The following is a 25,094-nucleotide window of genomic DNA, read 5'->3' as shown; positions in this document are numbered from 1 at the left end:
TTTAAAGTCTTTGTTTCAATTGAGGAATGATTTGCTCTTTCCACTCGTAGAAGTCTCCAGCAATAATGTGCTCTCTAGCAACTTTTACCAAATCTAAATAAAATGCTAAATTATGAATAGAAGCAATCTGTTTTGCTAAATATTCTTTGGCTACAAATAAGTGACGAACATAAGCTTTGCTGTAATCTCTATCTACATAACTCGTCCCAAACTCATCTAATGGAGAAAAATCTTTTTCCCATTTTTTATTTTTCATGTTCATTACGCCTTGCCAAGTGAAAAGCATCGCGTTTCTCGCATTTCTGGTAGGCATTACACAATCCATCATATCAATTCCTAGACCAATACTTTCGATGATGTTCCAAGGTGTACCAACTCCCATTAAATATCTCGGCTTATCTTTTGGCAAAATATCGGTTACTTCATCTGTAATTCTGTACATTTCCTCTTCTGGTTCACCAACCGAAAGTCCACCAATTGCATTTCCATCTGCTCCAGCTGCTGAAATTACTTCTGCTGAAATTTTTCTCAAATCAGAATATGTAGAACCTTGAACAATTGGGAAAAGGTGCTGTTTATGTCCGTAAATTTCTTGATTTTCATTGGTCCAATCAATACATCTTTTTAACCAACGATGCGTAAGTTCCATTGAAAGTTTTGCCTGATTGTATTCGCAAGGATAAGGTGTACATTCATCAAAAGCCATGAAAATATCTGCTCCAATCTGACGCTGAATTTCCATAGATTTTTCTGGAGAAATGAAATGGTAACTTCCATCAATATGCGACTTGAATTTCACGCCTTCTTCTGTCATTTTTCTGCTCGAAGAAAGTGAAAAAACCTGATAACCACCAGAATCAGTAAGAATGGGTTTTTCCCAATTCATGAATTTATGCAACCCACCTGCTTCTTGCATGATTTCCATCCCTGGTCTTAAATATAAATGATAGGTATTCCCAAGTATAATTTGTGCTTTTATGTCTTCTCTTAGTTCATGCTGATGAACGGTTTTTACAGAAGCTACTGTTCCTACTGGCATAAAAATAGGAGTAAGAATTTCGCCGTGGTCTGTAGTTATTTTTCCGGCTCTTGCTTTACCGGAAGTGTTTTTTTCAACTTCAAAAAATTTCTGCATTATTGTATAAAAGTAAGTTTGTACTTTATCTTAAAAATTCTGGGAGATTAGGATTCTCCTTTTTCTTTTTTTCTATGTAATCTTCTAATTTTGGGTCTTTGTCTAAGATAATTTCTTTAGCTTCTGCAAAGATGTCATCCATTTCCTCTGGATTAGAAATATAATATTTATAGCTATCTCGGTAAGTTTTGGCATCTATTTTATGTTTTTTCAAAACAAATCTGCTTACCAATTCCATATTAGCATCTGGTTTTACCGTATAAGTTTGGTCATAAATAGCAAAATCTGCTATTATTTCTGCCATTTCATGTTTTTCGATAAGATTTTTGGGCTTATCAACAATTTTTTCGCAGGAAAACAGTGAAAACAGTATAAAAAAAACGAGGAGTCTTCTCATATTTTACCGAAGATAGATTTTAATTTCAAATTAATTACTCCAAAAATGGCTTCTTTTATAATTCCGCCACTCATTTTACTTTCTCCTTCTGTTCTATCTGTGAAAATAATAGGAACTTCGTTTATTTTAAAACCTTTTCTGTAAGCTCTGTATTTCATTTCTACTTGGAAACCATACCCTGTCATTTTCACTTGGTCTAGACCGATATTTTCTAAAACTTTTCTAGAAAAACACACAAAACCAGCAGTGGTATCAAAAATAGGAATCCCTAAAACGAATCTCACATATTTAGAAGCAAAATACGACAGTAAAACTCTAGACATAGGCCAGTTTACCACGTTTACGCCTTTGCAATATCTAGAACCGATGCTCATATCGCCTTTTTGTGCGGCATCAAATAATTTAGGCAAATCATTAGGATTGTGCGAAAAATCTGCATCCATCTCGAAGATGTAGTCATAACCATTTTCTAATGCCCATTTAAAACCATGAATATAAGCTTTGCCTAATCCGTCTTTTACTTTTCTTATGGTAAGATGTAGCAAATGCGGAAATTCATGCTGCATTTTTTTTACGATTTCTGCGGTTCCATCTGGTGATGAATCATCTACAATCAAAACATGAAAATCTTGTTCTAAAGCAAAAACAGCTTTAATAATGTTTTCTATATTTTCTTTTTCGTTGTAGGTTGGGATAATGACTAATTTTTTCATAGAGATAAGAAAATGCAAAGATAATGTTTTTAAGGTTTTAAATAATTATTTAATATAGCCTTATATCAAAATGTATTCCTTAAAATTCTTACTTTTGCAAAAAATCTAATAAATTGATAAGAGTTGTAGAACATCATGACTGGGTTATTTACTGTATAATAGGCATTATTCTGTCTTATATTATCATATTTAAAACCCTGCACAGAGATGTAACCTTGATAGAATTTATTTTACAACCTTATGAAGAATCAAACAATAACACTTTAAGTTGGGTTTTCACTACTATACTTTTTTCGGTAAGTTTTTCGGTGTTATTTTCGCAATTCATTCCGATTGTCCCGAAATTTATTGCCCAAAATTTAGTTGTAGCAGGCATTACTTTTAACAAATTTGGTTTTGTTCTCGTTTCACTGCTTCTGTTTCACCTTATTAAAAATATTTTCGTCTATTTATTCTACGGAAGCATTAATCAATTAGAACGATTCGGCAGATATTCTTTTGTAGCGCAGAAATATTTTATGGTGTATTCTTTGGTGATTTTGGTCATAAGTTTCTTCCATTATTACCTGCATTTCAAAACTTCTAATGCCTTTGTTTACTACAGTAGCTTGATTTTCATAGCATTTACTATCAAAATATTAATCTATCTGTTTCATCCTCAGCAAATTTTACCGAGACAATGGTATTATAAATTTTTGTATATTTGCACACTCCAAATTCTACCAATATTGGTGCTTTGGAAATTTTGGTTTTTATAAATCGTTTTATTAAGTTTAATAATGAAAATAAAATCTATTTTGGTTTCTCAGCCTGCTCCACAAGGTGATTCTTCACCATATTTAGAGATGGCTAAAAGTGAAAAAATTAAAATTGATTTCAGACCTTTCATCCATGTTGAAGGTGTAGATGCTAAGGAATTAAGAACTCAAAAAATTGACCTTTCTCACTATACAGGTGTTATTTTTACTAGTAAGAATGCAATAGATCACTATTTCAGATTAGCAGAAGAAATGCGTTTCTCTGTTCCTGATAATATGAGATACATTTGCCAATCAGAAGCTATTGCGAATTATCTTCAGAAACACATTATTTACAGAAAAAGAAAAATTTCTTTTGGTGAAAAATCAATGGCAGATTTATTGCCACTTTTCAAAAAACACCATGACGAGAAATATCTTCTTCCATGTTCTGATGTAGTGACAGAAGAAACAACTAAAATCTTAGACCAATCAGGAATTGACTGGACTAAAGCAGTAATGTACAGAACGGTAGCAAGCGATTTATCTGATGTAAAAGTAGAAGAATATGACATGTTGGTATTCTTTTCTCACCAAGGAATCAAATCTCTTTTCCACAATTTCCCTAATTTCCAACAAGGAGATAGAAAAATTGCAGTTTTCGGAGTAACTACGCAAAACGCAGCAGAAGAAGCTGGCTTAAAAATAGATGTAATGGCTCCTACTAAGGAAACTCCATCTATGACGATGGCAATAGAAAAATACATCAGAGCCAATCACAAATAAAATTCAACAATATAGATAATATCAAAATCATCAAAATATTTTTGGTGATTTTTTTCTTTTTTAGAAAACCTATATTTGCAAAAATTTAAAATTTAGAGAAATAAAATTACTTATTGCTCCACTCAAATTGAACTTAATGATGAACGCTCCCAAAGCAAAAAAAATAGATAAATCACTAGAAATTCACGGTCACCAAAGAAACGACCCGTTTTTCTGGCTCAATGAAAGAGAAAACCCCGAAGTTTTACAATATTTAGAAGAAGAAAACGCTTATTGCGACTTCGTGATGAAAGACACCGAAGAATTGCAAGAACAGCTTTTCCAAGAAATGAAAGCTCGTTACAAAGAAGATGACGAGAGCTTGCCTTATTTTTTCAATGAATATTGGTATGTGGTAAAATTTCAAAAAGGAAAAGAATATCCACTGTTCTACAGACATTTTAAAAGCTTGGAAAACGAAGCAGAACTCATGCTAGATGTAAACGAAATGGCAGCGGGTAAAGATTTTTACGATGTAGGAAGTTTCTCTGTTTCGGTGAATAATCAGTTGGCTGCATTTTCTGAAGACATTATTGGAAGAAGAATCTATACCATTTTGCTCAAAAATTTAGAAACGGGAGAATTTCTAAATGATAAAATTGAAAATACAACTGGTAAAACAGTTTGGGCAGCAGATAATGAACATTTTTTCTACATCAGAAAAGACGAAACGTTACGCGCTTTCCAGATTTACAGACATAAAATTGGTACTTCTCAGGAAGAAGATATTTTGGTTTTCCACGAAGAAGATGAAACTTTCGATGTAACCGTTTACAAATCAAAATCTTTAGAATATATTTTTATTGCAAGTTCTTCTACCATTTCAGATGAACATTGGTTTATTCCTTCTGACAATGTTTTCGCAGAATGGAAAGTCATTCAAAAACGTGAAGACGATTTAGAATACGCAGTAGAACATTATCAAAATGATTTTTATATCATCACCAATGAAGGCGATGCTACCAATTTCAAAATTATGAAAACTTCGGTAGATCAACCTTCTAAAGAACATTGGAAAGAAGTAATTCCGCATAAAAAGGAAACTTTACTGGAAGGTTTTGAAATTTTCAAAGATTATTTCGTGATTGAAGAAAGAACCGAAGGTTTACTTCAACTGAAAATTATCGATAACGCAACGGGAAATTTTCATTATTTGCCTTTTGACGAACCAACTTACACCGCTTATGTAGGACTGAATTTAGATTTTGACACAGAAGTTTTGCGTTATGGTTACACTTCGCTCACCACGCCAAGTTCTACGTATGAATACAATATGAAAACAGGCGAAACCAAACTTTTGAAACAACAAGAAGTTTTGGGCGGAACTTTTGATGCTAAAAATTATATTTCTGAAAGAATTTGGGCAAATTCCAGAGACGGAAAAGTGAAAATCCCGATTTCTTTAGTCTATCATAAAGACACTCCAAAAGCTGCCGAAACTCCTCTTTTATTATATGGTTACGGAAGTTACGGACACACTATTGATGCCAGTTTTTCTAATGTAAGGTTATCAATTTTAGATAGAGGTTTTATTTATGCGATTGCTCACGTTCGTGGCGGCGAATATTTAGGAAGAGAATGGTATGATAATGGAAAAATGCTGAAAAAGAAAAATACTTTCTTCGATTTTATTGACGCTGCGAAATTCCTCATTTCTGAAAATTACACTTCTCCGAAACATCTCTATGCGATGGGCGGTTCTGCTGGTGGACTTTTGATGGGAGCGGTTATGAATTACGAACCTGAAATTTTCAACGGAATTGTGGCACAAGTTCCTTTTGTAGATGTGGTTACTACCATGTTAGACGAAACAATTCCTTTGACAACTGGAGAATTTGATGAATGGGGCAATCCGAAAAAGAAAAAATATTACGATTACATGCTTTCTTATTCTCCTTACGATAATATAGAAGCAAAAAATTACCCAAATACATTAATCACCACTGGTTTTCACGACAGCCAAGTGCAATATTGGGAACCTGCAAAATGGGTTGCAAAATTGCGTGATTTAAAAACTGACAATAATATCCTCATTTTCAAGACCGATATGAAATCTGGTCATGGTGGCGCTTCTGGAAGATTTGAAAGCTTGAAGGAAGACGCTCTGGAATATGCATTTTTATTAAAATTAGAAAACAATGGAAGAAATTAACGAAATAGAAGTTTGGAAAGATGTAGAAAAATTTTTCGTTGAGAATTTTCAAACGGAGAAAAATCCGCCTATTGAAACGCTTTTGTTTTTGATAGGAATCCAAGAATTAGGTAGTGGAAAACAAAAATATTCTAAAGACGACAAAGTAAACCTTATTCACATTGCGGTTTGCAGATTGCTAGAACCTTTCGGGTTTTATGAATTCGAGGATTATGATGATGACGGTTGGCCAATGTACAAGCAATTAGAAGAACTCCCAGAACTGAAACCGAATGAGCAACAACTGCTCATGAAAAAAGCCATTATTCAATATTTTATAGACGAAGACTTGTTAGAAGTTTCTTAAAAAATTTCTACAAATGGGAAATTAATTCACAATAATTTGTTAAAATTCTCGTTTTTAAGAAAAATCATATAAAAATACTGTGATTTTTTTGTTTAATTTGTGTTAAATTTCTAATTTTAACAAAATTTTTAGGCGAAAATGAATAATAAATTTATCCCAATAATCTCCGTATTCATGACGATTTCACTTGTTGTTTTCGTGTCATTGCAATTTTATTGGCTTAAAGAATATTACACCGCACTAGAGCAAGATTTTTCTAATAAAGTGTACACTGCGCTAGAAAGCTCAAGTAAAAAAATTGAAGAATTAGAAATTCAGAAATACAACGAAAAATTTAAAAATTTCGACAAAACTTTAGCTAATAACGCTAAAAGTCCTACTCTTTTTCAAATCCAGCAAACGCAGGATTCTGCTAACAAAACCACGCTAACTTTCAATAAAACCATTATTGAAAAACAAAACATTCCGATTTCTAAAAAAGGTGATAGCATTACCAAAATAAAACTTTACAAAGACGAAGGTTTATACAGCATTAAAAAAAACGAAAGCACTCCTCAGATTATTTCTTCGGTTCAGAGTCAAGACATCAGCAGCGGACAGTTTACTTTGACAGAATTTGCGAAATTTAATGCTTCTAACTTACCTATCAACCAAAGAGTCAATCCAAAAATGCTGGATTCCGTTCTTGCTAAAGAACTGAAAAACAATGGAATAAACTCTAAATTCGGCTATGGAATTTTGGACAAAAACAATAAATTAACTCAGATTTCTAATAACACTTATTTAGATCAGCGAGACAAAACCAATTATAATTTTCCACTTTTTACAGACGATAAAGACCGAACGCTTTTTACGCTTTCGCTAGTTTTCCCAAGAAAAGATGCGTCTTTGGCAATGAATAATTTGCCAATGCTACTAGGAACTTTCATGTCATTATTGACGATTTTAGGAATCTACATCATCTCGATTAATTACATGATGAAACAGAAAAAAATCTCAGAAGTAAAAACTGATTTCATCAATAACATGTCTCATGAATTCAAAACACCTTTAGCTACCATTTCCGTAGCGACAGATGCTTTGGCTAATGATAAAATCTCTACCAATCCAGAAAAAGTAAAATATTATTCTCAACTCATCAAACAAGAGAACTTGAGAATGAAAAAACAGGTAGAAAACGTTCTCAACATGTCTAAATTAGAGAGAAACGAAGTAAAACTCTTCTTAAAAGAAACCAATGTAAGAGAACTCATCAAGCAAATTTCTCAGTCATTCAGACTTATTGTAGAAGAAAGAGGCGGAACATTAACCGAAGAATTCAAAGCGGAACATTACAATGTAAAAGTAGATGAATTTCACCTTTCTAACGCTCTGGTAAATTTATTAGACAATGCCAATAAATATTCGCCAGAAACCCCAGAAATTAGAATTACTACTAGAAATGAACCTGGATTTTACGTCATTGCAATTTCTGATAAAGGAATGGGAATGGAACAACATAACAGAACTAAAATTTTCGAGAAATTCTTCAGAGAAGAAACTGGGAATATTCACAATGTAAAAGGACAAGGTTTAGGATTGTCTTATGTGAAGAAAATCGTAGAACTGCATCACGGTCAAGTGATTGTAGAATCAGAAAAAGATAAAGGCAGCACATTTACCATAAAACTGCCGATGAAATAACAACAAATAAAAACACCAAATATTATGAGTAACAGAATCTTATTAGTAGAAGACGACCAAAGTTTCGGAGCGGTACTTAAAGATTATTTAAGCATTAACAACTTTGATGTAACCCTTGCTATAGATGGAGAATTAGGGCTAAAAGAATTCACAGAAAAGGAATTTGACATTTGTATTTTTGATGTCATGATGCCCAAAAAAGACGGCTTTTCACTAGCTGAAGACGTGAGAAAAATAGACAAGAATACTCCCATTATATTTTTAACGGCAAGAAACCAGCGTGAAGACGTTTTAAAAGGCTATCAAATCGGCGCAGATGATTACATCACGAAACCGTTTGACACAGAATTACTTTTATACAAAATCAAAGCTATTTTACAAAGAAGTGCAGTAGTAGAAGACGAAGAGCAAGAGCAATTTAAAATTTCTAACATGTTTTTCGATTCAGTTTTAAGACAATTACGAGTAGGCGATAATGAATATAAACTTTCGCCAAAAGAAAACGAATTACTAAAACTTCTTTGCCTACACAGAAATGATTTTATGCCAAGAGATTTAGCATTAAGAAAAATCTGGAAAAAAGAAAATTATTTCACGGCAAGAAGTATGGACGTGTACATTGCTAAACTGAGAAAGCTCCTAAAAGACGATGAAGGATTAGAAATCATCAACGTGCATGGAGAAGGGTTCAGACTTTTAGTAAAAAATTAAATAAAAAAATCCACCAAAATTTTGGTGGATTTTTGTTATGCTAATGTGTGAAAATTATTTTGCTTCTACACAGAAAACTCTGTATTGTACTGCAATTGCAGCAGGGAAATAACTTCTAATTCTTGCTAAATCGCCACTTGCAGATTGCTTACTGAAATAGCTCCCTACCAAAACCTTATAATTAGGTCTTAGCGAAGCATCAGTTTCTGCTTTCATATTCGGAAATTTCGTACGGAAATAAGATTTCACTTTGTTGGCTTCCTCATTACTTTTTACAACTGCCACCTGAATTTTGTAACCTAAAATTCTAGGATTATCTCTACAGATTTCAGCATTTGTTTTAGGTTTCGTCGAAATTTCTACTTTCGGAGCTTCATTTTTATTGGCTTCTTCCTCTTTAATCTTATCACATTTCCCTTCTAAATCCGTTAAAAGCTCATTTACTCTGCTATCCATAGAAACTTTTAACTCTGTTCCATTATGCGTTTCTTTTTTCTCAACTACCTGAGCATTAGAGATATTAAAACTTAAAAAAGTTAATAATGATAGTATTTTTATTACGTTTTTCATTAAAATTATTTTTGACAAAGTTAATACAAATAAAAATTATACCAATCTTTCTTATTTAGAACAATTATAAATTAAAAAAAATTGATAAAATACATACAAACCTTCTGTTAATATTGTGTTAAAGTATTATTTTTGCGGAATTGAATGTAAACTCAATAGTATTAACCCAAGATTATTTAAATGATTAGTTGGAGAAAGCATTACAAGAGAGTGTTGTTAGCATGTAGTTTGCTCTTAACAACCAGTGCTTCTATTTACGCTCAAGATCTTAAAGGTGACGCTAAGAAGGGAGAAACCCTTTTTAAAACCAATTGTTCTGCGTGTCACGCGTTAGACAAACAAATGGTAGGCCCAGCTTTAGGAGGCGTAGTAGACAGATTAAAAAAGGAACAAAATTTAGGTGTAGATTGGTTCCAAAAATGGATTAAAGATAACAAAGCACTTAGAGCTTCTGGCGATAAGTATGCGAATGAAGTCTTCGAAAAATTCAACAAAGTAGAGATGACTCAGTTCCCTAATCTTACAGATCAGGACATTGCAGATCTTCTAGAATACACCACTAATCCGCCAAAAGCAGAGCCTGCTGCAGCAGAAACTGATGTGAATTCACCAGAAGCCATCAAAGCTGCTCAAGATGAAAAAAATAATTCATCTGCTCTTCTAATTTCTTTAGTCGCAGTTGGAGGATTACTTCTTTGGTTACTCTTCAGATTAACCCAACTCGTAAATTTACACAGAAAATCTGGAGAAATTTCTGCTCTAGACGCTACAAGAATCAACTCAATTGGCGAATTCTACGAGAAGTACAATACGCTAGGTAAAGCATTAATGGGATTATTAGCCCTATTAGCACTTTACGGAATTTGGAATTGGTTAATGTGGGTAGGTGTATACAAAGGTTATCAACCAGAGCAACCTATTTACTTCTCTCACAAAATTCACGCTGGTGAGAATAAAATCGATTGTCAATTATGTCACTCAAGTGCTAAGTATGGTAAAGTATCAGAGATTCCTTCTGTAAACGTTTGTATGAATTGCCACAAAGGTATTTCAGAATACAAAGGAAAATACATAGAAGAAGGAAAATCTAGAGAATTCTATACTGCAGAGATTAAGAAAATCTACGAAGCTGCTGGTTGGGATGAAGGTTCACAGTCTTACACTGGAAAAACTAAACCAATCGAGTGGGTGAGAATTCACAATATGCCAGATTTCGTATACTTCAATCACGCACAACACGTGGTAGCTGGTGAACAAACCATCATCAAAGCTAAAAAAGTAGACGTAGTATGTAAAGCTTGTCACGGTCAAGTTCAAGAAATGGACAAAGTACAAATGGCAAATAACTTTACAATGGGATGGTGTATTGATTGTCACAGAACTACAGAAGTAGACATGACAAACGGTTATAACAAAGAATACTACCAAAAACTTCACGACAAGTTGAAAAAACAATACGGTGGAGAAACTAAAATGACCGTAGACGCTATTGGTGGTTTAGAGTGTGGTAAATGTCATTATTAATAACAGAAAATTAGAAGTATAAATGGCTTCAAATAAAATACAATTCAGAAGTATTCACGAACTTAAAGACCAATCGCTTAATGCGAAATTGGCTCAAAAAGAATTTCAAAACGAAATTCCTGTAGATGAGTTCTTGGGTGATGCAGAAAAAATGAACAATTCTGGGACTTCTAGAAGGGATTTCTTAAAATTATTAGGCTTCTCTACAGCTGCAGTTACTCTTGCAGCGTGTGAAGCGCCAGTAATCAAAACAATTCCTTACGTGGTAAAACCACACAGTATTATCCCAGGAATTCCTAATTATTATGCATCTACCTATTTTGACGGGTTTGACTTTTCTAGTGTTTTAGTAAAAACTAGAGAAGGTAGACCAATTAAAATTGAACCGAATAAAACTGCAAATGATCTAGGTAAAACAAACGCTAGAGCTCAAGCAAGTGTATTGTCATTATATGATAATGATAAAATTAAGCAACCAAAACTAGATGGTAAAGACGAAACTTTCGACAAAGTAGACGCTGTAGTGCTAGAAGCACTAACTAAAGCTCAAGCTGAAAACAAGAAAATTGTAGTTCTTTCTCATTCATATCCTTCTCCTACATTCAAGAAATTATTCGGAGAGTTTAAAACCAAATATCCTAATGCAGAATTAGTAACTTACGATGCTTATACGTATGCTGCTGCATTAGACGCTGCTCAAGAAGTTTTCGGTAATAGAGCATTACCAGTTTACGACTTATCAGCTACTGAATTAGTGGTTTCTTTCCAAGCAGATTTCTTAGGAGATTATAACGCAAATAGCTTAGAAACATCATACGCAGCTGCTAGAAAACCAGGAGCTAACATGCTTAGACATATTCAAGTAGAATCTAACATGTCTCTTACTGGTGCTAATGCTGATACTAGAATTAAGCAAAAACCTTCTGCTGTAAATAAAACTTTAGTAGAAGTTTATAACGCAATCGTAGGAGGTGGAACTTCTGATAAAGTAGCTTCTGAAATTGCTAAAGAATTACAAGCTAAAGGAAACAAAGCGGTAGTTTTTGCTGACGGTTCTAAAGCTTCTTATGTTTTAGCACACTTAATCAATCAAAAATTAGGTTCTGTAGCTTTCACTGGAAAAGCTAACCTATTAAAAGAATATGACAACGCTAGATTTAACGAGTTTTTAACTTGGGTAAATGCTGGTCAAGTGGGTGTTTTAGTTGCTAACAACGTAAACCCAATCTATTCTCACGCAAAAGGTGCAGAATTTAAAAAATCATTAAGCAAAGTAGGAACTGTAGTTGCTGTAGCTGATAAGAAAAACGAAATTGCTCAAGCAGCAAAAGTAGTCATTCCAGCAGCACATTGGTTAGAATCTTGGGGTGATATCGCTCCTCAAACTGGTGCTTATTCATTAATGCAACCTACGATCCAAAAAATATTCAAGTCTAGACAAATTGAAGAATCACTTCTTGTTTGGATGAATGGAAAAGGATTTACTCCTAACTATTATGAATATTTAAAAGCTAATGCTGCAACAATTCTTAATGGAACTTCATTTAACCAAGCACTTTATAATGGTTTTAATGCAGGAAACATTATAGGAACACTATCTTACACAGGTGGAGATGCTGCAAAAGCGGTTTCAGAATTACAAGGTTTCAAAGCTTCTAAATTAGAACTTGTACTTTATACCACTACTGCAATGGGAGACGGTACTCAAGCCAATAACCCTTGGCTACAAGAGTTGCCAGATCCTATTACGAGAATGGCTTGGGATAACTACCTTACTATTTCTCCAGCAGACGCTAAAGAATTTGGTATCGAGAATGAATTAAATGCGAGAATGCAGTTAGATGGTACTGTGGTAAATCTTACTGTAAATGGTGTGAAATTAGAAAACGTTCCTGTTTTCATTCAGCCAGGTCAAGCAGAAGGTTCATTAGGTCTTGCTTTAGGTTATGGTAAAAAAGACTCAGGTAAAGTAGCTGAAACAGGTGTAAACGCTTATCCTTTATTTGATGGATACAACACTGTAGTATCTAATGTTTCTATTGAAAAATCAGGAGCAGATGATCACGAATTTGCAGGTGTACAGCTTCAAAATACATTAATGGGTCGTTACGAAATCGCTAAAGAAGTAACATTAGACACTTACTTAAACGAAGACGTAAACAAGTGGAATAAACCATTAACAATGGAAACATTACAAGGAACTTTACCAATGGGCAAAGTAGATCTTTGGGATGCTTTCGATGATACTGATGGCCCTCACTTTAATCTTTCTGTAGACCTTAACTCATGTATCGGTTGTGGAGCTTGTATCATTGCTTGTCAAGCAGAAAACAACGTACCTGTAGTAGGTAAAGAAGAGGTAAGAATGTCTAGAGATATGGCTTGGCTAAGAATCGATAGATATTACTCTGCTAAAGAAAAAATAGAAGTAAAAGAAGGGATTGATAAGGGATTAAACGTTCCTAACCTTTATGATATATTAATTGAACCAAACGAAAGTCCTGATGTGATTTTCCAACCAGTAATGTGTCAGCACTGTAATCACGCACCTTGTGAAACAGTATGTCCTGTTGCTGCAACTTCTCACGGTAAGCAAGGTCAAAACCAAATGGCTTACAACAGATGTATCGGTACAAGATATTGTGCAAACAACTGTCCTTACAAAGTAAGAAGATTCAATTGGTTTACTTATAACTTGAATGATAAGTTTGACTTCAACATGAATAACGATTTAGGAAGAATGGTTCTAAATCCAGATGTTGTAGTAAGAACTAGGGGGGTAATGGAAAAATGTTCTATGTGTATCCAAATGACTCAAGCTACAATTCTAGAAGCTAAAAAAGAAGGCAGAAGAATTGAAGATGGGGAACTTAAAACAGCTTGTTCACAGGCTTGTTCTACAGGAGCACTTAAATTCGGTGATATGAATGATAAATCATCAGAAGTAAGAGCATTATTCAATGACAAGAGAAAATATGTATTGCTAGAAGAAGTGGGTACTAAACCAAACGTATTCTACCATACAAAAGTGAGAAACAGAAAAGAAAACAACGTTTAAATAATATAAATAGGTAAAAAATGTCAGGACATTACGAAGCCCCTATTAGGGAACCGCTAATTATTGGTCACAAGACTTATCACGATATCACCGAAGATATTGCAAGACCTATCGAAGAAAGAGCCGGAAAACTCTGGTGGATTTCTTTTTGGGCAGCTCTAGTTCTATTTGTATACGGTTTTGGATGTATTGCTTACACCATTGGTACCGGTATCGGAGCTTGGGGACTAAACAAAACCATTAACTGGGGTTGGGATATTACTAACTTCGTTTGGTGGGTAGGTATTGGTCACGCAGGAACCTTAATCTCTGCAGTATTGTTATTATTTAGACAAAGATGGAGAATGTCTGTAAACCGTTCTGCAGAAGCGATGACGATTTTTGCAGTTGTACAGGCTGCTATCTTCCCAGTAATTCACATGGGTAGAGTTTGGGTAGGATATTGGGTATTCCCTTTGCCAAACCAATTTGGTTCTCTTTGGACTAACTTTAACTCTCCACTACTTTGGGACGTATTTGCAATCTCTACTTACTTCTCTGTATCTACCGTATTCTGGTTCATGGGATTAATCCCAGACTTTGCGATGATTAGAGATAGAGCAAAAACGCCTTGGACTAAAAAGATTTATACATTCCTAGCATTCGGTTGGGGTGGTAAAGCAAAACACTGGCAAAGATTCGAAGAATTATCTCTTGTATTAGCTGGTTTAGCAACACCACTTGTATTCTCAGTACACACCACGGTATCATTTGACTTCGCAACTTCAGTAATCAAAGGATGGCACTCTACCATCTACCCTCCTTACTTCGTAGCAGGTGCGATTTTCTCAGGATTTGCAATGGTACAAACCCTTCTATTAGTTGCTAGAAAAGTAGCACACTTAGAAGATTATATTACCATGTATCATATCGAAATTATGAACATCGTAATCATCGTAACAGGTGGTATGGTAACGGTAGCATATGGTGTAGAATACTTCATCGGTTGGTACTCAGGAAGTAGATATGAAGACTTTACATATTTATCTCCAGGTGCTGCTACTGGTCCTTACTGGTGGGCATTCTGGGCGCTAATTATCTGTAACTTAGTTGTTCCTGCTTCTTTCTGGTTCAAAAAATTAAGAACGAATATTATTTGGACTTTCTTCGTAGCATTAATCATCAACATCGGTATGTGGTTTGAAAGATTTGACATCATTGTGATCAACCTTTCTAGAGACTACTTACCAGGTTCTTGGACGATGTTTAAGCCAACGATTATAGACGTAGGAGTTTATTTAGGAACAATTGGTTTCTTCGGAGTATTATTCCTATTGTACGCTAGAACATTCCCTGTAATTGCACAGGCTGAATTGAAGACTATTTTGAAAATTTCAGGTGAAACTTATAAAGCAAAAGAAGGAGATGAGCACCACTAAAAGAATATATGGACTTTATGGCGATGACGACGATTTAATGAACGGCGTTAAAGCTTTCAGAGATAAAGGTATTGAAATTACCGAAGTGTATACTCCATTCCCAGTTCACGGGCTAGATAAAGCTTTAGGTCTTAAGAAAACTAGAATTTCAGACGCAGCTTTCATTTATGCTTGTTATGGTGTTACCATTGGTGCTTTAGCAACTTGGTATATGATGAATCATGACTGGCCACAAAACATCGGTGGTAAACCAGCTTTTTGGTGGGGTCATAACATGCCAGCTTTTGTAGTTCCAATGTTTGAATTAATGGTATTCTGTGCTGCACACATGATGTCTCTTACTTTCTTAGTAAGAAATAAAATGTATCCAGGAGCTGCTCCCCAGAATCCAGACCCTAGAACTACGGATGATAAGTTTATGATGGAGTTTGTGTCTGAAGATGTAGAAACCATTAAACAGATGCTGATTGAAACAGGTGTAGAAGAAATAACTGTAAAAGATGCGTAATATGAAAAATATTTTAAAAATAACAACCATCTTGGGAATCTCAGTTATCGCGCTGAATTCTTGTGGACCAAAAGATAATCCGCCATTAGTTTACTTTCCGGATATGTATTTTCCTGTAGCTTATGACCCAATGTTAAAAACTGCTAGTAAAGCAGATGGACATTATGTAAGCAAAGAAAACGAAATCCCGGCTTTTGTAAATAACTACGGCTCTACTTTACTTTCTCCTGTAGAAGGTACGGTTCCTCAAGACAAGGAAGGAATTTTGCCAGAAGATAAAACTCCTAAAAATGTAGAAGAATATACTGCATTTTATGAAGAGTCAAAAAGTGTTACCGCTTCTCCTCTAGATCCTAAAAATAAAGAAAAAGATTTAGCAAGAGGTAAAAAATTATACGAAATGACTTGTGCAGCTTGTCACGGTGTGGGAGGTGATGGACAAGGTCCAATTGTACAAAGTGGTGCATATTCTGGTGTTCCTAATTACAAAGACAGACAGATTACAGTAGGTTCTACTCATTATGTAATTGTAAACGGAAGAAACTTAATGGGATCTTACGCTGGTCAATTAGCTCCTGCTGATAGATGGAGAGTAGCAATGTATGTAATGAGCGCTTTCAAAGCTGATGCTGTAGCTCCTGTAGCCGCTGCTGATGCAACTACAACTCAAACCAATACTAAATAATAAAAACAGAAAAAAATGTATAGTTTTTCACCAAAATTAAAATTGTATTCTATTATACTGATAGTTGTTGGATTGGTACTATTCGGTATTGGCTACCTATTAAATCATGGGTTAAATGAGTCTGCAATTCAGACAATGATGGATAATGTACACCATGGTACAGAACATCATACCCCAATGAACTCTTCAGAATTAGTAGGGCCTCAAGATAATGCTGCACACTTAGAACATGCTACGCATCAGATTCATAATACGCCGTTCTCGGCTTTATTAACTGCTGCTATGTTATTCTTCGGAATCTCTGCTTGTGCTTTATTCTTTTTATCAATTCAGCATGCAGCTCACGCTGGTTGGTCTGTAATTGTAACAAGAGTAATGGAAGCGGTAGCTTCATTCATTCCAGTAGGTGGGATTGTTTTATTAATCTTAACTTTCCTAAACGTAGGTGGAATTGCTCATTTATATCACTGGATGGATCCGGATTTAACAAATCCTAATTCTCCAAACTTTGATGTTATCCTTTACGAAAAATCTAAATTCTTAAACATTCCTTTTTATGTAGTGAGAGTTCTTATCTACGTAATTGGAGCTTCTTTCTTCGTTTGGAAAATTAAGAAAGTTTCTAAGAGATTAGATGAAACTAAAGATAGAAAAGATTACAAAGCATTATACAACTGGAGTGTAGGTTACATCGCTTTCTTCGGATTTGCTTCTGCAGCTTGGGCTTGGGATTTCTTAATGTCTATTGACCCTCACTGGTATTCTACACTTTATATTTGGTATTCTATGGTATCTACTTTATCAAGTGCTGTTGCAGTAATTATTATTGTTGCAGTTTACTTAAAGAAAAAAGGGCTTTTACCACAGTTTAATGATAACCACTTACATGATTTAGCTAAATTCTTATTTGCTACTTCATTATTATGGACTTATTTATTCTTTGACCAATTCATGCTTTACTGGTACGCAAACATCCCAGAAGAAGTAAGATATTTCTTTGACAGATTTGCTTACTACAAGTACACTTTCTTACCAATGCTTATCATCAACTTCTTATTACCACTATTGGTATTAGTAAGTTCTAGCATCAAGAGAAATTACAAAGTAGTAACTACAATGGCTGTTCTAGTAATTCTAGGTCACTGGTTAGATTTCTTCAATATGATTATGCCAGGAACAGTAGGACCTTTCTGGAATAATGCATACACATTCTTATTAGTAGTAGGTGCATTCTTATTCATGGTAGGTTTATTCGTTTTAGTAGTAATGTCTGCATTATCTAAACTTAAATTGATTCCTGAAGGAAATCCTCTAGTAAAAGAATCTAAGATTTTTGAATATCCTTTCTAATTTCAGAAAGAAACATCATATAAATCCCAACTTATTGTTGGGATTTTTTTATTTTTGTATATAAATATTCATTTTATGAAACGTTTCCTTTTTCTAAGCATATTTTCAATGCTTTTTTTAATCGGTTGTAAAAAAGATGCAGTAGATGCAAGCAGTACGAAAGCCTTCCAAGAAAGTATTAATGACATGTCTTCTTCGCTTCCCACTATTAAACAAATTAAGTTTAATGAAGCTCTTTATATTCTAAAAACCTTTGGCGTAGATGCAGAAGGCGATATCGAAGAATTAAAAGCTCTTGGTAAACTTCTAGAAGGAAAAAAAGTGCCAGAAATTTTTGCAATGGCAGACAAAGTAGCACAAGAAAACGGAATCAACTGGGCAAGTACAGCTCCTCCTTCATTAGGTGAAATGAATATCTTCCAAAATATCATGCCGTCTGAAACAGATGTAAATGATATTTCCGCAAATTCTTTGCACATTACAACCAGTGAAGTTTCTGTAGATAGTGTTTTAGGACCAAAAGCTTTACAAATTGTTCCCAGATTATTAGACGCAGCAGGAAATAAAGTAGATTTCGAAAATGCAGCCTTAGAAACCACTTTAGAAGTTTCTAGTCAAGGAGTAAAACTTTTGACTTCTAAAAATTTAATGCAAAACAATCAATTCAAAGGATTTTTCATGAGATTTTCTTCTCTTCCTCAAGAGAAAGTAATAGACAATAAAATTGACATAAAAGTTACTGTAAAAACTTCTAAGAAAACCATTCAAATGACCAAAATGGGTGTAGATGTAAATCCTAACGCTCTTTTGATGCCTCAAAGCTCAGAAAACACAGAAAATCTTGAAGGAACTCCAGAAGAAAATGCTACGGGAACAGATTCTCCAAAAGTAATTGGAGACCCAAAAAATACGGTAGTGAATTTCTTAAACAACTTAAACAGTCAGAATTTAAAAGCAGCTTACAGTCAATCAGAAAACCCGAATTGGGGTTCTTATGAAACATTTGCAAATCCTACATCTGGTTTTGGAACCGTAAAAAGTGTAGATGTAAACAACGTTTCTACTAAAGCGAATGCCAATAACACTGCAAGTGTAAATGCAACGTATACCGTAACAGATAAATCTGGAAACGCAACTTCACTTGACGTTTCTTATGGATTAAAAGCTACAGAAACAGGTTGGAAAATCACCAGCTATAAAATCAATTCTTCTCAAAAAAAATAAATTAAAATCCCATAAAATGGCAACGCAAGATTTAATCGCTAGATTAGAAAGCACAATTCAGAATATTCCAGATTTCCCAATCGAAGGAATACAATTCAAAGACATTACGCCCATTTTCTTAAATCCTAAATTATATGAAGACGTAATTGCAGATTTAGTAGAATTCAGCAGAGGTAAAGTAGATGTAGTGTGCGGAATAGAAAGCAGAGGCTATCTCTTCGGAATTGCAATTGCTGTTGCCCTAGAAGTTCCATTTATTTTAATTAGAAAAAAAGGAAAACTTCCTCCTCCATTTATTTCAGAAAAATACGATTTAGAATACGGAACTGCCGAAATAGAAATGCGCACGAACCAAATTCAACCGAACCAAAGAGTTTTGATTCACGATGATTTATTAGCAACTGGCGGAACAACTGAAGCTGCCGCTAAATTGGTTGAAAAACAAGGCGCAAAAGTAACACAGTTCAGCTTTTTAATTGGTCTTAAAGATTTACACGGCGAAGACAAACTGAAACAGTTTGACGCTGAAGTGTACAGTATTCTGAACTACTAATTTTTATTATTTTCTTTTCCATTTTGCAATTGTCAGCACATATTTTTGATGCTGAAAAACATTGTAATATATTTTTCTCAAATCGTCAATCATAACTGTAATTTTTGTAAATTTATACAAGAATTCATTGATAATGAATAGATTTTCTGCATTATATAAAAGAATATTAATTTTAGTTGTCTCCATTCTCATTTTTGTCTTATTGGGAGCATTAGCGCTTATGTATTCCGAAGAAATGAGATTTCTAGACGCGGTTTGGTATAGCATTATGACGCTCACTACCGTAGGTTTTGGAGTGCCCGACAATTTCTCAGATTTAGGAAAAATCATTACTATTTTTTTAATGCTTTTCGGTGTGGGAGCTGTGCTTTATGGTTTAACAGCACTTGCATTAGAATTTTTTAACGGAAATTTCGCCAAAGAATACAAACAAAATCTCATCAAACGCAATATGAAAAATTTAGAAAATCACATCATCATTTGTGGTTTCGGGAGAAATGGCAGACAAGCTGCCAGAAAACTTATTCTCCACAAAAAACCTTTTGTTATTATTGACAAAAAACCGCTAGAAAATAGAGATGATGAGTTCCGCAACACTATTTTTATCCACGGAAATGCAGTAGAAGATGAAATTTTGATCAAAGCTGGAGTAGAAAAAGCCAATGGAATCATCGCTTGTTTACCATCTGATGCAGATAATCTTTTTATTGTAATCAGTTCCAAAGAATTGAATCCAAAAATTAAAGTCATCAGTAGAGCTTCTAACAGCAGTACCATCAAAAAACTGAAAACTGCAGGTGCCGAAAATGTAATTATGCCTGATAAAATTGGCGGCGAACACATGGCTTCTCTTCTTATTACGCCTGATTTGGTAGAATTTATTGACAATATTGTGTTGGAAGGCACCAAAAAAATTAACGTTTTAGAAATTTATACGGATAAACTTTCCAAAAAATTTATCGGCAAAAAATTAGAAGAACTGCAAATTTTCCCAAAAACAGGTTGTAAAATTGTAGGCTACAAAGACGTTCACGGAGAATACATCATCAATCCTGACGAAAGTAAACTCATAGAACCGAATAGTTGTATTTTCATTCTTGGGCAACCTCATCAGATTGAAAACCTACAAAACATGTATCCTCAATAAGACAAATACTTCTCATAAAAACCCTAACTGAAAACCACTGAAAATAAATATTGTATATCACAATAGAAACTATTATTTTTGCATTTCAATTTCAAAATTATGACAGATAAGCATAAAAGCAAAAAAGAGCTAGAGAACGAAGGAAAAGAAACGGTAGAAATTTTTCAAGATTTAGACCAAACCGCGCTCAAAACAGAGATGTTCATTGAAAAATACGCTAAACAAATCGGGATTATTTTCGGTGCTGTAGTATTAGCAGTTTTAGGATACTTTGCTTATCAGCAATTCATCGCTAATCCTAAAAACGAAGAAGCTACACTGAGCTATCTGGCTGCTCAAAAAAACCTTTCAGAAGGGAAAGATGATATCGCACTAGGTGGAAAATCTGCTGCAAATCCAGGATTCAAAGGTACTTATGAGCAATTTACTAGCACTGATGCAGGTAAACTTTCTGCTTACAATGCAGGTTTACTAAAATTCAAAGAAGGTAAATACCAAGAAGCTTACGATTTATTAGACAAGTTTTCTTCTGATAATAAAATCTTAATGGCTCTAAAATATGGAGCAATGGGAGATGCTCAAGCAAATCTTAATAAAAATGAAGATGCACTTTCTCTTTTAGACAAAGCTGCTTCTGCTTCTGATGATGCATACACTTCTTATTACTTTACAAGAAAAGCTGGTTTACTAGCACTTGCAATGAAGAAAAACGCTGAAGCTAAAAAATACTTCGAAACCATCGAAGAAAAATATGCAGATTATGACGGCGGCACTTCTGATGCTTATATAGAAATGGTAAAAAACTTTTAAAAATATAAAATGGCAACTGTAAATCTTTCGGATTACAAACCATTACAAATCTCAAATGCTGATTCTTTTAGAATCGGCATTGTTGTTTCAGATTGGAATGATTTTGTAACCTATAACCTTCGCGATGCAGCGATACAAATTCTAGAAAAAGAAGGCGTAAAAAAAGAAAATATAGAAATTTTCTCTGTTCCTGGTGCATTTGAGTTAAGCTACGCTTGCATGCAATTGTGTGCCGCAGAAAACCACGATGCAGTGATTGCGATTGGCAATGTAATCAGAGGAGAAACTCCACATTTTGATTACGTTTGTAGAGCCGTAGCTCAAGGAATTAAAGATTGTAATGTAATGACAGATGTTCCGGCTATTTTCTGTGTTTTGACAGATGACAATAAGGAACAATCTTTAGCAAGAAGCGGCGGAAACCTCGGAAACAAAGGCGTAGAAGCTGCGGTTACTGCTCTTAGAATGATTGAATTCAGAAGAATTTTGAATAAATAATCAAATTCTATACACAAATCTCAAAATTGTATTAAAATGTATCTTCAAAAAGTAAAACCTTTTCTCTATTTAGGGATTTTTTACCTTATCGTTTCCTTTTTATTAAGGTTAGTATTTGTATTCCACCCGATTACCACTGCAGATTTTTCTTTTGCAGAAATATTGAAGGTTACTTCACTAGGATTAGTGAATGACATTTTGGTATTTACAATTGCCAGTAGCTTTTTAGCGCTTTATTTTTTATTCCTGTCAAACGGTAAATATCAAAAACCTTACGGACAAATCATCCTAGGAGTTCTGGTTCTTGCTTTTATATACATTTTAGCAACTCCAAATAATATTTTCAAACAATATGGAGGTGGCGTAGTAAAAATTGTTTTAGCATTTTTGGGGCTTAAAATTTTATTTTTTGCATTGATGCTGTTTTTACCAAAACAAAGGCTTAAAATCAGAAACAGTTTATACTTTACCACGCTATTCTTGTACGTGCTTTTGATTATTTTCAATGCCGTTTCAGAATATTTCTTCTACAATGAATTTGGGGTTCGTTATAATTTTATCGCAGTAGATTATCTTATTTACACCACCGAAGTTATAGGAAACATTATGGAAAGTTATCCTATCATTCCTTTGTTTACTGCTATTTTTGTGGTAACAGGATTGGCAACTTGGTGGATTTACAAAAAGACTAAAGACAGTCTTTTACAATTACCTAATTTGGTTCAAAAACTTACTTTATTGGGTGTTTTTGCTGTTTTATTGGGAATCAGTTTAAGCTTTGCAGAGAAAATTAACCTTAAAAAAGGAAACATTTTCCAACAGGAAATCGCTGCGAACGGAATGGTAAAATTCTACGAAGCGTTTAGCAATAACACATTAGATTTTTTCACCTTCTATCCTACTGTTGACCAAAAAACCGCAGAAAAAAACACTCTGCTTCCTTTAGGAACCACTACTTTAAATAGAACTATCACTTCTGAGAAACCAGAATTACAAAAAAATGTGGTTCTCATTTCTATAGAAAGTTTGTCAGCAGCTTACATGAAAGCTTATGGTTATGAAGAAAGTGTAACTCCTTTCTTAGACCAATTGGCACAAAAAAGTTTATTTTTCACCAATTTATACGCAACAGGAAACAGAACGGTAAGAGGTTTAGAAGCATTAACGCTTTGTATTCCGCCAACTGCTGGAGAAAGCGTAATTAAAAGAGAAAAAGAAAACAAAAATAAATTTACCACAGGAAGCGTATTTAAGTCAAAAGGTTACAGCGTAAAATACTTATACGGTGGTTACAGTTATTTTGACAATATGAAAGATTTCTACGCTGGAAACGGCTACGAAATTGTAGATAGAGATAATTTCACTCCAGAAGAAATCACTTTTGCAAATGTTTGGGGTGTTTGTGACGAAGATATGGCAACTAAAGCCATCAGCGAAATGAACAAAGATTATAAAGCAGGTAAACCTTTCTTCCATCATTGGATGACGGTTTCTAACCACAGACCTTTTACTTATCCAGAAGGGAAAATAGACATTCCAGCAGATTCTAAATCTAGAAAAGGTGGCGTAAAATACACAGACTATTCTATCATGAAATTTTTTGAAATGGCTCAAAAACAGCCTTGGTTCAAAAATACCGTTTTCGTGATTGTAGCAGACCATTGTTCGTCTAGTGCTGGTAAAACAGAACTCCCAATGGATAAATACAGAATTCCGGCGATGATTTACGCACCAGAATTTGTGGCACCACAGAAATTCTCACAAGTTACTTCTCAGATAGATGTAATGCCTACTGTTTTGGGATTATTAAATTTCAAATATCAATCTAAATTTTTAGGTCAAGATGTTTTCTCCAAAAATTTCGTTCCTAGAGCGTATATTGCAACGTATCAGGATTTAGGATTCGTAAAAGACAATTACCTTACGGTGATTTCTCCTACTAAAAATATTAAACAATATCAATTAGTTCAAAAACCTAACACCAATACCACAACTGAGTTTAACATTTATTACACCGAAAATCTTTTACAAGACAATCCTAGAAAAGATTTGGTAGATCAAACCATTTCAAATTATCAAAGTACAAGCTTTTGGCTAAAAAATAAAATGCTCGACAAATAATTTTTTATTACATTTATCCATCATTAAATCTAAAATTTTAAAATTATGAAATGGACAAATGACAGAGCAGATAACGTAGATGATAGAAGAGGTTCTGGCGGTGGCGGAATGCTAGTTGGTGGTGGATTAGGAACCTTAATCATTGCTGCAATTATATTTTTCCTAGGAGGTGATCCTTCTGCTATTTTAAGTAATGGTGTTGGAAACGCTCCTCAAACGGAACAAAGAGAACTCACTACCGAAGAAGTCCAGGTAAGAGAATTTGTAAGAATGCTTTCAGCAGAAAATAACCAAACTTGGACTAAAATTTTCTCTGAAAACGGAATGCAATACAGAGAACCGAAAATTGTACTCTTCGAAAATGTAACGCAATCTGGTTGCGGAACTGCACAAGCTGCGATGGGACCTTTTTATTGCCCTGCAGATGAAACGGTTTATATGGATATGAGTTTCTTTGGCGAAATGCAACAAAAATTTGGCGCTCGAGTTACAGAATTCACAGTCGCTTATGTTTTAGCTCACGAAATTGGGCATCACATCCAGACGATTTTAGGAACTACTCAACAAGTAGATAAAATGCGCAGAAGTGGACAATATTCCGAGGCTGATATGAATAGAGTTTCGATAGCTACAGAATTACAAGCAGATTTCTACGCAGGTTTATGGGCAAAACAAACCGATAACAGAGAAAAATTTCTTGATCCTCAAGATATTCAGAGCGCTATGGAAGCAGCAGCAGCAGTAGGTGATGATAATATTCAAAAAAGAACGGCGGGTTATGTAAACCAAGAAGCTTTTACTCATGGTAGTTCAAAACAGCGTGTAGAATGGTTTATGAAAGGCTATAATTCTGGAGATATTACCCAAGGAAATACTTTTGATCAACTTTTTAAATAATAAAAAATAAAAACCCGAAAATTTTTGGGATT

General features: G+C 34.2%; 23 protein-coding genes. 19 read left to right on the top strand and 4 right to left on the bottom strand.

Annotation, left to right across the window (positions count from 1 at the left end; genetic code table 11):
* Position 1: 1 nt before the first annotated feature.
* Genes tgt through C3729_RS05055 form a run of 3 tightly spaced genes read right to left on the bottom strand, consistent with a single transcriptional unit; the run spans position 2 to position 2,245 of the window.
* Positions 2-1,135, bottom strand: a complete 1,134-nt coding sequence (gene tgt / locus C3729_RS05065; RefSeq protein WP_104793150.1) for a tRNA guanosine(34) transglycosylase Tgt — start codon at positions 1,133-1,135, stop codon at positions 2-4.
* A 25-nt stretch (positions 1,136-1,160) separates the two neighbouring features.
* Positions 1,161-1,532: a DUF4296 domain-containing protein gene (locus C3729_RS05060; RefSeq protein WP_104793149.1), complete on the bottom strand. Its 372-nt coding sequence runs from the start codon at positions 1,530-1,532 to the stop codon at positions 1,161-1,163.
* Positions 1,529-2,245, bottom strand: a complete 717-nt coding sequence (locus C3729_RS05055; protein ID WP_104793148.1) for a polyprenol monophosphomannose synthase — start codon at positions 2,243-2,245, stop codon at positions 1,529-1,531. Before C3729_RS05055 ends, C3729_RS05060 begins: the two co-directional genes overlap by 4 nt.
* Positions 2,246-2,358: 113 nt before the next feature.
* Between C3729_RS05055 and C3729_RS05050 the strand changes: the two genes are divergently transcribed.
* The 6 genes from C3729_RS05050 to C3729_RS05025 all read left to right on the top strand — a co-directional run bounded on the left by C3729_RS05050 (position 2,359) and on the right by C3729_RS05025 (position 8,699).
* Entirely contained in the window at positions 2,359-3,003 is a 645-nt protein-coding gene (locus tag C3729_RS05050) for a DUF4271 domain-containing protein (protein ID WP_104793147.1), read from the top strand.
* Between the two features lie 21 nt (positions 3,004-3,024).
* A complete protein-coding gene (locus C3729_RS05045; RefSeq protein WP_104793146.1) occupies positions 3,025-3,768 on the top strand; it encodes a uroporphyrinogen-III synthase in 744 nt (247 codons plus the stop codon).
* Positions 3,769-3,907: 139 nt separating this feature from the next.
* Entirely contained in the window at positions 3,908-5,959 is a 2,052-nt protein-coding gene (locus tag C3729_RS05040) for a S9 family peptidase (protein ID WP_104793233.1), read from the top strand.
* Positions 5,946-6,305, top strand: a complete 360-nt coding sequence (locus C3729_RS05035; protein ID WP_069800021.1) for a hypothetical protein — start codon at positions 5,946-5,948, stop codon at positions 6,303-6,305. The genes C3729_RS05040 and C3729_RS05035 overlap by 14 nt, the downstream gene beginning before the upstream one ends.
* A gap of 138 nt (positions 6,306-6,443) precedes the next feature.
* Positions 6,444-7,988, top strand: a complete 1,545-nt coding sequence (locus tag C3729_RS05030; RefSeq protein WP_104793145.1) for a sensor histidine kinase — start codon at positions 6,444-6,446, stop codon at positions 7,986-7,988.
* A gap of 24 nt (positions 7,989-8,012) precedes the next feature.
* Positions 8,013-8,699: a response regulator transcription factor gene (locus C3729_RS05025; protein WP_069800018.1), complete on the top strand. Its 687-nt coding sequence runs from the start codon at positions 8,013-8,015 to the stop codon at positions 8,697-8,699.
* 54 nt (positions 8,700-8,753) lie between these two features.
* Here C3729_RS05025 and C3729_RS05020 read toward each other — a convergent pair whose 3' ends face one another.
* Positions 8,754-9,269: an SPOR domain-containing protein gene (locus C3729_RS05020; protein ID WP_104793144.1), complete on the bottom strand. Its 516-nt coding sequence runs from the start codon at positions 9,267-9,269 to the stop codon at positions 8,754-8,756.
* Between the two features lie 180 nt (positions 9,270-9,449).
* Between C3729_RS05020 and C3729_RS05015 the strand changes: the two genes are divergently transcribed.
* The 13 genes from C3729_RS05015 to C3729_RS04955 all read left to right on the top strand — a co-directional run bounded on the left by C3729_RS05015 (position 9,450) and on the right by C3729_RS04955 (position 25,062).
* Complete coding sequence (locus C3729_RS05015) at positions 9,450-10,793, top strand: c-type cytochrome (protein WP_104793143.1); 1,344 nt, start codon at positions 9,450-9,452, stop codon at positions 10,791-10,793.
* A 22-nt stretch (positions 10,794-10,815) separates the two neighbouring features.
* Positions 10,816-13,851 (top strand): TAT-variant-translocated molybdopterin oxidoreductase, encoded by a 3,036-nt coding sequence (locus C3729_RS05010; protein ID WP_104793142.1) that lies wholly within the window; start codon positions 10,816-10,818, stop codon positions 13,849-13,851.
* 20 nt (positions 13,852-13,871) lie between these two features.
* Positions 13,872-15,269: an NrfD/PsrC family molybdoenzyme membrane anchor subunit gene (gene nrfD / locus C3729_RS05005; RefSeq protein WP_104793141.1), complete on the top strand. Its 1,398-nt coding sequence runs from the start codon at positions 13,872-13,874 to the stop codon at positions 15,267-15,269.
* Complete coding sequence (locus C3729_RS05000) at positions 15,256-15,777, top strand: DUF3341 domain-containing protein (RefSeq protein ID WP_104793140.1); 522 nt, start codon at positions 15,256-15,258, stop codon at positions 15,775-15,777. Before nrfD ends, C3729_RS05000 begins: the two co-directional genes overlap by 14 nt.
* A complete protein-coding gene (locus tag C3729_RS04995) occupies positions 15,770-16,462 on the top strand; it encodes a c-type cytochrome (protein ID WP_104793139.1) in 693 nt (230 codons plus the stop codon). The genes C3729_RS05000 and C3729_RS04995 overlap by 8 nt, the downstream gene beginning before the upstream one ends.
* 15 nt (positions 16,463-16,477) lie before the next feature.
* On the top strand, positions 16,478-17,812 hold the full coding sequence (locus C3729_RS04990; protein WP_104793138.1) for a quinol:cytochrome C oxidoreductase: 1,335 nt from the start codon (positions 16,478-16,480) through the stop codon (positions 17,810-17,812).
* 75 nt (positions 17,813-17,887) lie between these two features.
* Positions 17,888-19,036, top strand: coding sequence for a DUF6694 family lipoprotein (locus C3729_RS04985; protein WP_104793137.1), 1,149 nt, complete (start codon positions 17,888-17,890; stop codon positions 19,034-19,036).
* A gap of 16 nt (positions 19,037-19,052) precedes the next feature.
* Positions 19,053-19,589 (top strand): adenine phosphoribosyltransferase, encoded by a 537-nt coding sequence (locus tag C3729_RS04980; RefSeq protein ID WP_104793136.1) that lies wholly within the window; start codon positions 19,053-19,055, stop codon positions 19,587-19,589.
* A gap of 133 nt (positions 19,590-19,722) precedes the next feature.
* Positions 19,723-20,736, top strand: a complete 1,014-nt coding sequence (locus tag C3729_RS04975; RefSeq protein ID WP_104793135.1) for a potassium channel family protein — start codon at positions 19,723-19,725, stop codon at positions 20,734-20,736.
* A gap of 99 nt (positions 20,737-20,835) precedes the next feature.
* A complete protein-coding gene (locus C3729_RS04970) occupies positions 20,836-21,546 on the top strand; it encodes a hypothetical protein (RefSeq protein WP_104793134.1) in 711 nt (236 codons plus the stop codon).
* A gap of 9 nt (positions 21,547-21,555) precedes the next feature.
* Positions 21,556-22,044 (top strand): 6,7-dimethyl-8-ribityllumazine synthase, encoded by a 489-nt coding sequence (ribH, locus tag C3729_RS04965; RefSeq protein ID WP_104793133.1) that lies wholly within the window; start codon positions 21,556-21,558, stop codon positions 22,042-22,044.
* A 36-nt stretch (positions 22,045-22,080) separates the two neighbouring features.
* A complete protein-coding gene (locus tag C3729_RS04960) occupies positions 22,081-24,165 on the top strand; it encodes an LTA synthase family protein (protein WP_104793132.1) in 2,085 nt (694 codons plus the stop codon).
* A gap of 45 nt (positions 24,166-24,210) precedes the next feature.
* A complete protein-coding gene (locus C3729_RS04955) occupies positions 24,211-25,062 on the top strand; it encodes a neutral zinc metallopeptidase (RefSeq protein WP_104793131.1) in 852 nt (283 codons plus the stop codon).
* Positions 25,063-25,094: the final 32 nt, after the last annotated feature.

The sequence above is a fragment of the Cloacibacterium normanense genome, assembly GCF_002943105.1.
Classification (GTDB): Bacteria; Bacteroidota; Bacteroidia; order Flavobacteriales; family Weeksellaceae; genus Cloacibacterium.
The sequence above is the reverse complement of the archived record's forward strand: the minus strand, read 5'-3'. Positions and strand labels throughout refer to the sequence as shown.

Bases quoted from the DNA above. Each gene is read 5' to 3' on its own strand.
- tgt (WP_104793150.1), bottom strand. From the start codon at position 1,135: ATGCAGAAATTTTTTGAAGTTGAAAAAAACACTTCCGGTAAAGCAAGA.
- C3729_RS05060 (WP_104793149.1), bottom strand. From the start codon at position 1,532: ATGAGAAGACTCCTCGTTTTTTTTATACTGTTTTCACTGTTTTCCTGC.
- C3729_RS05055 (WP_104793148.1), bottom strand. From the start codon at position 2,245: ATGAAAAAATTAGTCATTATCCCAACCTACAACGAAAAAGAAAATATA.
- C3729_RS05045 (WP_104793146.1), top strand. From the start codon at position 3,025: ATGAAAATAAAATCTATTTTGGTTTCTCAGCCTGCTCCACAAGGTGAT.
- C3729_RS05040 (WP_104793233.1), top strand. From the start codon at position 3,908: ATGAACGCTCCCAAAGCAAAAAAAATAGATAAATCACTAGAAATTCAC.
- C3729_RS05035 (WP_069800021.1), top strand. From the start codon at position 5,946: ATGGAAGAAATTAACGAAATAGAAGTTTGGAAAGATGTAGAAAAATTT.
- C3729_RS05030 (WP_104793145.1), top strand. From the start codon at position 6,444: ATGAATAATAAATTTATCCCAATAATCTCCGTATTCATGACGATTTCA.
- C3729_RS05025 (WP_069800018.1), top strand. From the start codon at position 8,013: ATGAGTAACAGAATCTTATTAGTAGAAGACGACCAAAGTTTCGGAGCG.
- C3729_RS05020 (WP_104793144.1), bottom strand. From the start codon at position 9,269: ATGAAAAACGTAATAAAAATACTATCATTATTAACTTTTTTAAGTTTT.
- C3729_RS05015 (WP_104793143.1), top strand. From the start codon at position 9,450: ATGATTAGTTGGAGAAAGCATTACAAGAGAGTGTTGTTAGCATGTAGT.
- C3729_RS05010 (WP_104793142.1), top strand. From the start codon at position 10,816: ATGGCTTCAAATAAAATACAATTCAGAAGTATTCACGAACTTAAAGAC.
- nrfD (WP_104793141.1), top strand. From the start codon at position 13,872: ATGTCAGGACATTACGAAGCCCCTATTAGGGAACCGCTAATTATTGGT.
- C3729_RS05000 (WP_104793140.1), top strand. From the start codon at position 15,256: ATGAGCACCACTAAAAGAATATATGGACTTTATGGCGATGACGACGAT.
- C3729_RS04995 (WP_104793139.1), top strand. From the start codon at position 15,770: ATGCGTAATATGAAAAATATTTTAAAAATAACAACCATCTTGGGAATC.
- C3729_RS04990 (WP_104793138.1), top strand. From the start codon at position 16,478: ATGTATAGTTTTTCACCAAAATTAAAATTGTATTCTATTATACTGATA.
- C3729_RS04985 (WP_104793137.1), top strand. From the start codon at position 17,888: ATGAAACGTTTCCTTTTTCTAAGCATATTTTCAATGCTTTTTTTAATC.
- C3729_RS04980 (WP_104793136.1), top strand. From the start codon at position 19,053: ATGGCAACGCAAGATTTAATCGCTAGATTAGAAAGCACAATTCAGAAT.
- C3729_RS04975 (WP_104793135.1), top strand. From the start codon at position 19,723: ATGAATAGATTTTCTGCATTATATAAAAGAATATTAATTTTAGTTGTC.
- C3729_RS04970 (WP_104793134.1), top strand. From the start codon at position 20,836: ATGACAGATAAGCATAAAAGCAAAAAAGAGCTAGAGAACGAAGGAAAA.
- ribH (WP_104793133.1), top strand. From the start codon at position 21,556: ATGGCAACTGTAAATCTTTCGGATTACAAACCATTACAAATCTCAAAT.
- C3729_RS04960 (WP_104793132.1), top strand. From the start codon at position 22,081: ATGTATCTTCAAAAAGTAAAACCTTTTCTCTATTTAGGGATTTTTTAC.
- C3729_RS04955 (WP_104793131.1), top strand. From the start codon at position 24,211: ATGAAATGGACAAATGACAGAGCAGATAACGTAGATGATAGAAGAGGT.